The organism is Actinoplanes sp. NPDC000266 (assembly GCF_042899005.1).
Lineage (GTDB): Bacteria > Actinomycetota > Actinomycetes > Mycobacteriales > Micromonosporaceae > Actinoplanes.
Map to the genome: position 1 here is coordinate 469,564 of NZ_JBIAZI010000004.1, position 11,954 is coordinate 481,517.

Annotated in this window: 10 protein-coding genes; 2 read left to right on the forward strand and 8 right to left on the reverse strand. The window is 69.5% G+C overall.

Going from position 1 to position 11,954, the window contains the following annotated elements; all coding sequences use genetic code 11:
- Positions 1–173: 173 nt before the first annotated feature.
- The 7 genes from ACFY36_RS18725 to ACFY36_RS18755 all read right to left on the reverse strand — a co-directional run bounded on the left by ACFY36_RS18725 (position 174) and on the right by ACFY36_RS18755 (position 6,228).
- Positions 174–614, reverse strand: coding sequence for a nitroreductase family deazaflavin-dependent oxidoreductase (locus ACFY36_RS18725; RefSeq protein ID WP_499747225.1), 441 nt, complete (start codon positions 612–614; stop codon positions 174–176).
- 16 nt (positions 615–630) lie between these two features.
- On the reverse strand, positions 631–1,959 hold the full coding sequence (locus ACFY36_RS18730) for a multicopper oxidase family protein (RefSeq protein WP_499747226.1): 1,329 nt from the start codon (positions 1,957–1,959) through the stop codon (positions 631–633).
- A 46-nt stretch (positions 1,960–2,005) separates the two neighbouring features.
- Positions 2,006–3,196 carry an adenylosuccinate synthetase gene (locus ACFY36_RS18735; protein WP_499747227.1) on the reverse strand — a complete coding sequence of 397 codons (1,191 nt, stop codon included), beginning with the start codon at positions 3,194–3,196 and terminating at the stop codon, positions 2,006–2,008.
- Complete coding sequence (locus tag ACFY36_RS18740) at positions 3,193–4,146, reverse strand: hypothetical protein (RefSeq protein ID WP_499747228.1); 954 nt, start codon at positions 4,144–4,146, stop codon at positions 3,193–3,195. Before ACFY36_RS18740 ends, ACFY36_RS18735 begins: the two co-directional genes overlap by 4 nt.
- A 14-nt stretch (positions 4,147–4,160) precedes the next feature.
- A complete protein-coding gene (locus tag ACFY36_RS18745) occupies positions 4,161–5,042 on the reverse strand; it encodes a molecular chaperone DnaJ (protein WP_499747229.1) in 882 nt (293 codons plus the stop codon).
- The gene (locus ACFY36_RS18750) at positions 5,039–5,770 is read right to left on the reverse strand and encodes an NUDIX hydrolase (protein WP_499747230.1); all 732 of its coding nucleotides are present in this window, start codon (positions 5,768–5,770) and stop codon (positions 5,039–5,041) included. Before ACFY36_RS18750 ends, ACFY36_RS18745 begins: the two co-directional genes overlap by 4 nt.
- A gap of 167 nt (positions 5,771–5,937) precedes the next feature.
- Positions 5,938–6,228: a DUF1540 domain-containing protein gene (locus ACFY36_RS18755; protein ID WP_499747231.1), complete on the reverse strand. Its 291-nt coding sequence runs from the start codon at positions 6,226–6,228 to the stop codon at positions 5,938–5,940.
- 321 nt (positions 6,229–6,549) lie between these two features.
- On the opposite strand from ACFY36_RS18755, the gene ACFY36_RS18760 reads away from it, so the two are divergent.
- Positions 6,550–9,087: a beta strand repeat-containing protein gene (locus ACFY36_RS18760; protein WP_499747232.1), complete on the forward strand. Its 2,538-nt coding sequence runs from the start codon at positions 6,550–6,552 to the stop codon at positions 9,085–9,087.
- Positions 9,088–9,310: 223 nt separating this feature from the next.
- Complete coding sequence (locus ACFY36_RS18765) at positions 9,311–11,095, forward strand: hypothetical protein (protein WP_499747233.1); 1,785 nt, start codon at positions 9,311–9,313, stop codon at positions 11,093–11,095.
- Positions 11,096–11,163: 68 nt separating this feature from the next.
- Here the strand turns inward: ACFY36_RS18765 and ACFY36_RS18770 are convergent, their stop codons facing one another.
- Positions 11,164–11,931, reverse strand: coding sequence for a hypothetical protein (locus ACFY36_RS18770; RefSeq protein WP_499747234.1), 768 nt, complete (start codon positions 11,929–11,931; stop codon positions 11,164–11,166).
- Positions 11,932–11,954 lie beyond the last annotated feature (23 nt).

An 11,954-nucleotide genomic window follows, 5' to 3' on the forward strand; every position in this document is an offset into this window, starting at 1 on the left:
CTCCATGATCGAGCTTCGATGCCCGAATGGCACCTCGTTTTTCGGCAGTTGGCCCGATCGGGGGCGGCTCCAGGGCTCGGCATGGACCCGAGAAGGGAGCAGCTCCGCAGCGAGGCGCGAGCCCGAGAAGGGAGCAGCTCCGCAGCGAGGCGCGAGCCCGAGAAGGGGCGCGCTTACGGCTCGGCGCGCTCCAGGAGGAACACCGGGATGAGGCGGGACGTCTTGGTCTGGTAGGCGGCGTAGTTGGGGAACGCCGCCACCGCCCTCTCCCACCAGATGTCGCGCTCGGCGCCGGACAGCTCACGAGCCTCGTAGTCGTGCCGGGCGGCGCCGTCCTGCAGCTCCACCCTCGGGTTCTTGCGCAGGTTGTAGACCCACACCGGGTTCTTCGGGGCGCCGCCCAGCGACCCCACCGTCAGGTACGCGCCCTCGTGCTCGACCCGCATCAGCGGCGTCTTGCGCAGCTTGCCGCTCTTCGCGCCGATCGACGTCACCAGGACGATCGGCTTCCCCTGGATCTCGTTGGCGTGGGCGCCCTCCGACGCCTCGTAGCTCTCGGCCTGCTTGCGGGCCCACCCGGACGTGCTCGGCTCGTATTCTCCCTGCAGTGGCATGCCGTCAGCCTATAGATCAGCGCACCCCGATGGAGGCGCGCAGTCCGCCGGCCTCGTGCTCCGGATCGTGGCAGTGCACCGTCCAGTCGCCGGGTTCGGAGGCGACAAACGCGATCTCGTACGTCTCCCCGCCGCCCACGGTCAGCGAGTCGATCCACCACGGGCTTCCGGAGGCCGCCACCCCATCGCGGCCGAGCACGAGCGCGTGATGCCCGTGCAGGTGCATCGGGTGCGCCTCGCCGGTCGTGTTGGAAATCGTCATGCGGACGACGTCGCCGCGGCGGGCCCGGTACGCCGGCGCCCGCGGGCGGAGCTTGCCGTTCACCGACCACCACAGGCCGGGCCGGCCGTCGAGGAAACCGATCCGGCGGCCGATCCGATAGTCGAAGTGCCGTGCGGCGCGTGCCGGATCAAACTCGGGGGCGACCGGGGTGCCGTACGACAGAAGGTCTTGAACTGAAGCAGGTTGTGGCGCCGCCGGCACCGAGCCCCAGACCGCCGCCGCGCCGCCGCCCACGTCGACGCGGGCGGCGCCGGCGAACGAGAGATCCACCCGACCGCCCGAGGCGACCGAAATCGACTTGCCGGAGATGTCGGACGGGCGATAGACCGCGTGCCCGTCGACCGCCACCACCCGGTACGGCGCCCCCGAGACCCAGACCCGGATCGGCCCCACGTCCGTATTGATCACCCGCACACGGGCGACGGCGCCGGGTGCGGGCGAGGGCCCGGCGATCCCGGTCAGCGACGAGACACCGGGGAGTCCGTTGATGGTGCGCTTTCCGTCGTACGTATGAACGGCCAGCACCTCGTCCACATCCGCCTCGGAGGCACCGACCACCAGGGCCCCGAACAAGCCACGCCGCGTGGCGGAATGTCCGTGGTACCAGTACGTCCCCTCGTCCGGCAGCCGAAGTCGATAGACGTGCCGCTCCCCCATGCCCACCGCGACCCCCTCGTCAGCGTTCGGCATCCGGACGCCGTGCCAGTGCAGACCCACCGCCTCCGGCACCGACTCGTTGACCAGCGTCACCCGCAACGGCCGGCCGCGCTCGACGTGGATCTCGGGTCCGGGCGTGGCCCCGTTGAGCGTGTACCGCTCGCCTTCAGCCCGCGCCGTCAGCGTGAGCGCGATCTCGGAGTCTGGGCTGAGCGCCGCGAGGCCGACCGCCGCAACGGGATCGCCGCCGTGATCGGGCGGCGCCAAAAACACGGCCGTCGCGACGGGATCGCCACCATGATCGGGCGGCGCCGAAGACACGGCCGTCGCGACGGGACCGCCTCCGTGGCCGGGTGTCGCGAGGGCCAATGCCGTCGCGACGGCGACCAGGGCCGGCCCGCGCATCACTCCAGCAGACACCCGCTGTGGCGCCGCCACAATCGGGTTGGAGTCATACGAATTTCTTGTCGGCCGACGTGGGCCCGTACGACTCGATCTCGACCGGCGCGCCCAGCATCTCCCCGATCGCCGCGGGCCAGTCGCCCGGCCTCTCCAGCCGCCCCGGCCGGGCCCGGAACAGCCTCGCGGTCAGCTCCGCCTGCACATCGAGATCACGGAAGGGGCCGGGGACGAGCCGGTCAACGTCCACCCCGTCGATGGTGTACGAGGTACAGGCCTGCAGACGAGCGCAACGATCGGGCACATCGAGGTGCGTGACGGCCAGCCCGTCCACTCCCCCGGCCACCTCCACCGCGTACCGGTGGGCCACGGCGTCGAAGTGCCCGATCCGGAACGAACCCTGCCACTCGCCGGTCCCGTTGTGTGCCTCCGGCAGGTCCAGCGCCGGGTCCTCGGTGACGAACGGCCCGGCGCCGTGCCGCGTCGTGTACGTCCGCACGACCCCCAGCCGCCGGAACGATCCGCAGAGCGCGGCCACGTTGTCGAACGTGGTCGTCGACCACGTCGTGTGCGGGTGCCATCCGCGCCACTCGTCCAGCAGCACGCCCTGCGCGCCCTCGAAGACGCACGGTCCCTCGCTGAGCAGCTGGTCGGTGTGCCGGCCGTCCACGATCGACACCGCCGAGCCGAACAGCGCGAACGCCTCCACCACGTCGTCGAGCGGCGCGTCGATCGGGCCCAGGTCGCGGGCCAGGGCGGTGAGAAGCCGGCGCAGCCGCGTCCGGGAGCGCGTGTCGGACACACGGGGGGCGCCGGCGTGCGTCAGGGCGTACGCCATGGTCTCTCCCACGCCCATCCCGCACGAACCGTGACGGGACCCGCCTCGCTCGATCTCCCGCCGCCGGTTCGCGGCACGATGCCACGGAGTGGCGAGAAGGGCGTCGCCGTCCACCGTGAGCAGCTCGAAAGCTCCATCGAGATGGCGAGCTTCGGCCGACAGGGCCAGCGGATCGACCACCATGAAGCGTGTCAGGTGGGTCGGCACGCCACGCAGCGTGCCCGACCCGAACTGACTGAACGTGTGGTGCCGGCCATCCTCGGTGATCACGTTGTGGGCCGCCTGCGCTCCCCCGTTGAAGCGCAGGACGGCCCGCACCGGGGCGGACGCGCAGAGCGCGTCCACCACGGTGCCCTTGCCGGCGTCGCCGTACCCGAGGTCGACGACCGCGACGTGCTCGTTCACAGCCGCTCGTTCCCGCTGCCGGTCGAGCCGACGGTCAGCGAGGAGCGCACCACCGTGCCGCGCTGGAGCGGGGCCAGCGCCTTGCCGACCGTGTCGCCGTGCTTCGAACCGGCCTCGACCAGGTGCGACAGGCCCTCGTCGAGGTCGATGGTGTCCTCTCCCAGGCCGACCGTGACCGCGATGGTCTCGCAGACCGCGTCGAGGTCGTCGAGCTCGAGCACGTTCTGCCCGAGCAGGCCCCGCCAGCGGTCGAGGATCTCGCGGTCGCCGCCCCATCCGGCGGCCGACGGCATCAGGTAGTAGACGTCGTACTTGCGCTGGAGCTCGGCCAGGATGTCCTCGGTGCTGATCCGCTCGCGCAGGTCCTCGCCCAGGAACCGCTTGACCTCCTTACGGCTGACCTTGGGGTACGGCATCTCGTCGCCGATCAGGAACAGATATCCGCGCCGGCCGCGCTTGGTCACCGAGTCGAGCGAGGTGTGCCGGGCCATGAAGTACATGGCCAGCTCGTACGACTCGCGCTTCTGCCCGCCACCGCCGCCCTCGAGCACGATGCGGGCCAGGTCGTCGTCCATCCGGTTGTCCGACTCGAACTGGCCGATCTGCAGCGGCACCCGGTCGCAGGTGGCGTCGCCGACCGCCCCGAACAGGATGTGCGGGTCGGTCGCGTAGCCCTTGCGGGTCAGCAGGCCGAGCAGCTGCGGCAGCTTCGTCTGGAGCGCCCGGGGCACGTGGCCCATCGAGCCGGTGACGTCGAAGATGACCGCGATCGGCGTGCTGAACGGGTGTTCGCCGCTGTCGCGGCTCTCCCGGTTCTGGTCCTTGGGGTCCAGGGCCGGGTGAGCCGTACGGGCGCCGCTGTCGCTGTACGCGAAGGCGCTCGTGCCACTGCTCGCCCGGTAGTTGGCGGCGGCGGTGTAGACGTCGGTGGACCAGCGTCCGCTTCCCATGTCGTTCTCCTTCTCTAGAGCGTGAAGGGCCGGAACGTCCGCGGCCCGTAAAGGTTGTCGAGCAGGTCGTCGAGCTCGCCCAGCAGCGACCACGCGTCCTGCGGCCGCATGCGCGGCGCGTCGTAGAGGCAGCCGCCGGCGAACCGCCGCATCGGCTCGGGCATGTCGGTGATCCGGGCCATCAGGGAGGTGGCCAGGTAGATGTCGGTGGCCGGGGTGACCACGCGGTCGCGCTTGACCTCGGGCGGATAGTGGCGGTTCTTGATGACGGCGCTGACCCGGCCACCCGAGTAGCACCAGTCGACGAGGGCGACGCCGTGCTGCTCCGGGTGGATCAGCACGTGCTCCTCGAAGACGGCGCCGTGCACGACGCCCGCGCGGTGGGCCCAGCCGAGCCCGGTGAGCAGCCGCCGCCACATCCAGGCCGCGTCCCGCGGGTCCAGCTTTGTTCTGACTTTTGACAGCGGCACGAACCCGTCGAGCTTCTCCAGAACGTTGACCCGCCGCCGGCGCCGCTGCCCGTCCTCGTGCACATAGCTCTTGAGCAGCCGGGGGGCGTACGGCCGGAACTTGGGGTCGCCGTTGATCTCGAGCTTTTTCAGGGCCGCCGTCTCGGCCTCCATGAGATCGTTGTCGGCCGGGTCGCGCGGCACCTTGACCAGCCCGCCCTCGCCGGGCCGGAGATCGGCGACGTCGCCGACCAGGACGGCCCGCTCCTCGTAGAGGCGCGCCAGCTTGGCGAAGACCCGGGTGGCGGTCGCGCTCTGCGCTTCGGTCACGGTGTCCGGGTGTACGGCCTTGGCGAGTTTCCGGTACGCCTCGTCGCCGCCCCCATCGCCCAGCTCCGCGTACGTCGTGGCCGCCTCTATCCGCGCGACCGCTTCGAGGAACGTCATCGCACACCGTCCTCGCGGGTGGGCCGCAGCAGAGCCGGGTGCAGCAGCTGGGCGTCGCCGGCCCGGTAGAGCTTCGCCTTGGGCCCGCCGCGCTCGCCGCCCCGCGCCGTGGTCTGCCCGGTGCTCTCGACGAAGCCGGGCACCGAGAGCACCTTGCGGTGGAAGTTGCCGGCGTGCAGCTCCTCACCCCAGACCGAGGCGTACACCTGCCGCAGCTCGCCGATGGTGAACTCGTCGCCGACGAACGCGGTGGCCAGCGGCGTGTATTCGAGTTTCGACCGCGCCCGGTCGAGCCCGTCGGCCAGGATCGTGTCGTGGTCGAAGGCGAGCCCGGTCGCCCGCTCGACCGGCACCCACTCGGCGCCGGCGGCGTCGGAGCCGGCCCGGGGCTCGGGCAGCCCCGGCGCGAAGGCGAGATAGGCCACCGAGAAGACCCGCATACGCGGGTCACGGCCGGGTTCGCCGTACGTCTTCAGTTGCTCCAGATGCACCTTGCCGAGCGCCGTCTCCTCCTGGAGCTCCCGCAGCGCCGCGTCGTCGAGCCCCTCACCGCGGACGAAGCCACCGGGCAGCGCCCGCCGCCCGGCGAACGGATGCTCGGCCCGCTCGACCAGCAGCACGCAAAGCTCCCCGTCGCGGATGGTCAGCGCCACCACGTCGACGGTCACCGCGACGGCCGGGTAGGCGCCCGGGTCGTACCCGGCCAGGAACTCCGCTTCGCTCGCCATGTTGTCCTCACCCTGAGATTGACTCGAACTGAGAACAACTTAGCTCGCAGTCGCCGCCCCGTCAACCCCACATAAAGAAAGGCTCACCTAATAAAGGCGAGCCTTACCTCCAAAAAAGCGCTCGCGGCCCCCTTCGGCGGGCCGCGAGCGCTTTCTCAGGTTTGTTTTCAGCGAGCCTCGTACGTAAGGCAGTCGGCCTTGTCGCCCGACGCCCCCACGACGATCGCCGGCGCGTGGCACTCGAGGTCGCCGTTGTGCACGCAGTCGGACCGCTTGCACGCCCCCACCTGCGCGAGCGGCTTGCCGGTGCCGCCCTTGTCACCGGTCTCGACGAAGGTGTCGCACTCCGCGTTCATGCTGCCGATGGTGATCGCGAACGCCGTACAGCCATCGTGGTTGTAGCCACACGCGGTCACCGTGCAGGTCTGCACCCGGGGCATTTCCAGAGCCTGAGTCATGATTCGTCGCCTCCCATTTATCGCATCCCGTTCGCCTCGACGATAAACCATTACCCAATCAACGCCTAACGACACCACCATTAATTTGAATGAGGTAAGGCATTCCTAATACCACCTTTCCGCACACACATCGACGCTGCTCGACCGCCTCCACTACCACCCCTAGCACCCTTTTGTCCGACATATCTTGATGTTCACCGCTTTCAGACAGGAAGCGCTCATAAATAGCTACGCTTCCCGCGAGACGGCCCGCGACGGTTCACCGAGCCCCGGGCCCACCCATCCCACATGGCGGTTCACAGAACCGTAGGAGGACCTCGCATGCGAAAGCACCAAGGAAGGGCCCGGACGCGCTCGGTGTTCGCCGGGCTCGTCACGGCGGCGACGGCCGTCGCGGTAACAACAGCAGCACCGATGGCATTCGCCTCCGACGTCGCCTTCGACGTCACTCCCAGCATCGGCGCCCCTACGGGCAACAACGGCACCTTGACGGTGACCGGTACCGACCTGTTCAACGGCGTGGCTACCCCGTTCGCCTTCTTCTCGACCGCGTCCTGCACGGCGAACTGGAACACCGGCGCACCGCCGGCCACCCAGGCCACGTCGGTGGTGGCGAGCAACAACAACTCCGGCGTCATCACGCTCGGAACGTCGGCCGCCGCCCTGACCCGGAACGCCGACGGCACGAACAAGGTCTACAACGTCTGCATCTACGCCAACGGCACCAACGGCGCGCTGGAGGGCCACGGCACCTACACGGTCGGCGCCACCTACTCCACCACCGGTGGCCCGCAGGGTGGCAGCGTCGTCGTCAAGGGCACCAACGTCTTCAAGGACGTCAGCCCGGTCGGCGCCTACTTCTCCACGTCGGCCTGTGGCGCGAACTACGCCACGTCCGGCGTCTCGGTGGGCACCGTGACCAAGGACGGCGACAGCGAGGCGTCCGTCGCCGTGCCGGCGGCCTTGGCGCTGAACACCACGGCGCCGCTCGCCCGGGCGTACAACGTGTGTGTCTACAACGGCACCACCACGGCGGCGACCCTGCTGCTGTCGTCGACCTATCAGGTCGCGCCTTCGGCCAGCACGGTGACCCCGAACTCGGGCGTGAGCGGCGGCGGTAACACCGTCACGGCTTCCTACTCGAGCACGCAGACCATCTTCTCGGCCACCCAGACCTACTACGGTGGCTTCTCCATCGGCGGCTGCCCGGCCGTGTACACCAGCATCCCGACCACGCAGCGGGCCGCCGCCGTGACGAAGGTTTCGCCGACGTCCGCTTCGATGGTGGTTCCCGCCGGCGTGGGTGGCGCGAACGGCCAGACGTTCTCGCTCTGCTTCTACAGCGCGAACTCCGGCAGCACCCTGATCGGCACGTCCTCCGCGAACGCGTACTCGGTGACGATGGCGTCGTCGACGCTCAGCTCGACCGTCGGCGCCGGCTCGGGCGTGACGGTCAACCTGACCTCGACCAACGCCAACGCTTTCACGGCTTCGACCACGCCGTACGCGGTGTTCTTCCCGCAGGACGGCACGACGCAGTTCTGCCCGGGTTACTACAACACCACGGGCGGCACCGCCGCCCAGGGCGCGCGGAAGGCCAGCAACTCCAAGGTCTCCGTGCAGTTCCCCGCGACCGCCCTGGCGGCCGGCCCCTACAGCGTCTGCGTCTACATCAGCAACGGCACCGCCAAGCTGGCCGCGGTCGCCACCTACACCGTGGCCGCGGTGCCGGCGCTCTCCACCGTGTCCCCGGCCCAGGGTCCGGCGCTGGGTGGCAACACGGTCACCGTGTCCGGCACGAACCTGCCGACCACGGCCGGCGCCATCGAGGTGACCATCGGCAACACGCCGGTCGCGCCCAACAAGGTCACGGTCGGCGAGGCCACGTTCTTCACCTTCGTCGCCCCGGCGCACTCGACCGGATCGGCCGACATCGTCATCAAGACCGAGGTCGGCACGGCCACCCTCGCGGGCGCCTACACCTACGTCAACAGCATCAGCGTGACTCCCAACTCCGCGAGCAACACCAACACCGCGGTCGCCCTGGACATCTTCGGCACGGGCTTCCTCAGCTACAGCTTCTCGTCGGCCACGGCCAGCACCGGCGCTCACGTCTACCTGGTCCGCGGTAGCTACGAGGGTCTCCTCATCACCGGCACCTCCGCCCCGAAGGAGCGGACGAACGTCAACGTCGCCGCGGACTGCGGGGCCGTCTGGGTCGTCGAGGACACCGAACTGCTGTGCGTCATGGACCTCACGACGTCGATGCTCGCGACGGGCGCGGCCAGCAGCTCGACCGGAACCCGGACAGTCACCCTCTCCGGCAGCGCGGCGAGCGCCACGGTGACCTCCAGCACGTCGATCTTCACCCTGTCCGATGTCGGCGAGCCGGTCAGCGGATCGGGCATCGACACCGACTCCTACATCTCCAAGGTGGTCGACGGACGGACGATCGTCCTGAACAAGGTTCCGAGCGGCGCCGTCTCCACCGGCATCACCATCGGTTTCGCGGACGCCGCGCGCGGCGTCAACGCCGCCAGCTCCGGCGCCACCACGCTCACGGCCGCCTCAGGCACGCCGTTCAACTCGAGTTACGTGGGCAAGCTGATCTCCGAGACCGGTGGCGGAACCGACATCCCGGCCTCCACCTACATCACCGGTGTCAACAGCGCCGGCACGACCATCACGCTGTCGCAGCCGCTGGGCGGCACGGTTGCGTCGTCGGTCGAGATCTCGAGCAGCAACGCGGTGCCGCCGGGCGCCTACAACGTGCAGATCGTCAGCGACGCCACGCCGGGCAACCCCAGCACGAACACCGTGCTGTCGAGCGGCTCGACCTTCACGGTGGCGCCGTTCTGATCCGCATGACCTAGCTGGACAGCACTGACGGGCGCGGCCCGGAGCCATGAGGCTCCGGGCCGCGTTTGCTATCACAAAACGTACCTACCCGGATTGCTTTCGCATTCTCGGTATTTACGTTTAAAAGCCGCGTTACGCTCCCTCGGAGACGGCCCGCCGTCATCGACACGCGCGGGCTCACCCATTCCACGACGCGGTTCCCGGAACCGTAGGAGGACCTCGCATGCGTAAGTCCCAAGCAAGAACCGGTTCCCGCCGTATGCGGGCAGGCCTGGCCGCGGCGCTCACCACCGTCGCCGTGGTCGGCGGAGCCGGAACGGCCGCCTTCGCGGCCGACGAGGCGGTGACCCTCGCTCAGACCACAGTGCCCAGCGGCGGCGCCGCCACGGTGACCCTCAACGGCACCGGCGTCTTCACCGGCAACTTCTACGCCCGCTGGGTGTTCTCGACCGCGACCTGCGCCCTGACCTACCCGGCGGTGAGCACCAGCAGCACGGCTCCCGTTGTCGACGGCGGCCAGATCACGGCGGCGAACGACACCAACAGCGCCACGCTCACAACGCCGGCCCTGACGGCCGCCAAGGAGTGGAAGGTCTGCCTCTACGTCAGCAACGCGGCGAACAGCAGCGCGATCGCGGGCCACAGCACGAACACCGCGTACTCCGTTCCCTACGCCGCGCTGAGCCAGGCCGCCGGCCCGACCGCGGGTGGCAACACGATCACCCTGACCGGCACCGGCTTCCTGCCGTCGACCGGCACCGTCGCGACGACGTTCAACACGGCCACGTGCCCGAACAAGTACACGGCCACCGGGACGACCAACATCGCGGCCACGAGCACCCGCACGGCCGCCGGCACGGCCACGATCACGGTGCCGAACACCATCGCCGCGCGGACGCCCTACAACGTCTGCGTCTACAACGGCACCACGGTCGGCACCAGCGTGCTGATGGGCAAGAGCACCGGCACCTACACCGGCCTCGCGACCGGCACGCTGAGCCCGACCGCCGGCAACTCGGGCGGCACGAACACCATCACGCTCAGCGCGCCCACCAACACGATCTCCGGCACGGACCCGGCCGCCACCTTCACGACCGGCACCTGCCCGAACGAGTACGGGATCGGTAGCGGCGCCGAGCCCTTCGCCTCGCCGCTGGTCACGAAGATCTCCAGCGCCAAGGTCGCCATCGAGGTGCCGACCGGCGTCACGGTCGCCCAAGATGCCGCCACCACCCCGTACAAGGTGTGCCTCTACGCCAGCAACGCCGGAACGCTCATCACGATCCCGCCGACGTACACGGTGGCACCGACGCTCGAGGTCAGCGCGGCCGCCATCGCCGACGGCATCACCGGCGGCCCGGCCCAGGGTGGCACCCGCATCACGATCACCGGCCTGCAGGGCATCCCGCAGGCGCCGGGGGCGCTGCTCACCGCGGCCCTGGGTAACGCTCAGCTGACCGACATCGAGGTCATCGACGACACCTCGTTCAGCGGCACCACCAGCGCCCGTGGCGCCGGCGCCGTAGGCCTGACCGTGACGACCGCGGCCGGCACCGACGCCTCCACCGGCAACATCTTCACCTACTCGTACGGCATCACGATCACGCCGAACGTGGCCGCCCCGGGCGCCACGCCGACGATCGACGTCATGGGCGCCGGCTTCCTCGCGCTCGCCAGCAACTTCTCCAACTACCCGGGCGGCACCACCGCCAACTCGCGGGTTCTGCTGGTCAACAACGCCTGGTACGCGGCCCGTCCGGCCGAGACCACGGTCCTCGCCACCGCGGCGCCGACCACCCAGTGCAAGAACGTCACGGTGATCAGCGACAACGAGCTCATCTGCCAGCTCGATCTCGCGAACACGCTCACCGTCGGTGGAACGGTGTCCGCCGGTAACGTGCCGCAGGGCGCCTACCAGCTGGTGGTGGCCAACGTCGGCACCGGCCTGGCGGCCGGCAACTACTCGATCATCTCGAGCGGTTCCACCTTCACGGTCGCGACCTTCTGATCCACAGCACGCGGAGCGGCCCGGAGCTTTCGCTCCGGGCCGCTTCTTCGTGTGTCAGGAAGGAATGCTCAGCCGAGCTTCGCCCACTCCTGCTTGATCGCCTCGGCGCTCTCCGCCTTGGACGGCTTGCCGGTGCGGTCGACGATCACCGTCACGACGCTCTTGGTGGCCGTCGTACGCCAGCACATCAGCATGTTGTCCTTGTGCGACGCCTTCAGGTTGTTGCTGAACTTGAACTTCTGCGTACAGGTCATGTCGCCGACCTTCTCGCCCTTGTCGCCGGCCCAGAGCAGCTCACGCTGCCCGCTCAGGTCGTACCTGGCCGACACGACGCGCAGGTTTCCGTGCTCCGACGGCACGTCACGGGCGTTCACCGGCCCGGACGGAAGCTTGTTGTCGGCGGTCACGGGACGTTTGACGGAGTAGCCGTCCTTGGCCGCCTTCTCCCGCGCTTCCTTGATCTCCTGCTTGACCTTCTCCTCCATCGCGCTCGCGTCCGCGCTCGACGGGGCCGGGCTGGTCGTCTGTTTGATGGCGCCCTTCGTCGGGGCCACCGTGTCGGCCTCGGCGGTGGGCTCGGGGGACGCCGACGGTGGTGTGCCGGTGGCCGGTGAGGCCAGTGGGGCCATGGCGCCCGCGTCCCTTGTCTCGGTGGTGGCGTTCCGGTCGGTGACCTGGGTCGTGACGAAATACGCGCCGGCGCCGAGCACGGCCAGGCCGGCCACGCCGACCACCGCCTGCTTGGCGCGCTGCTTGCGGCGCTGCTGCTGCCGGTCGGGCATCGCCGACTGGTACACGCCCTCGTCGCCGGACCGATCTTCCTCTGGAAGGCTCATCTCAGAATCAATCCTCAAAGAGT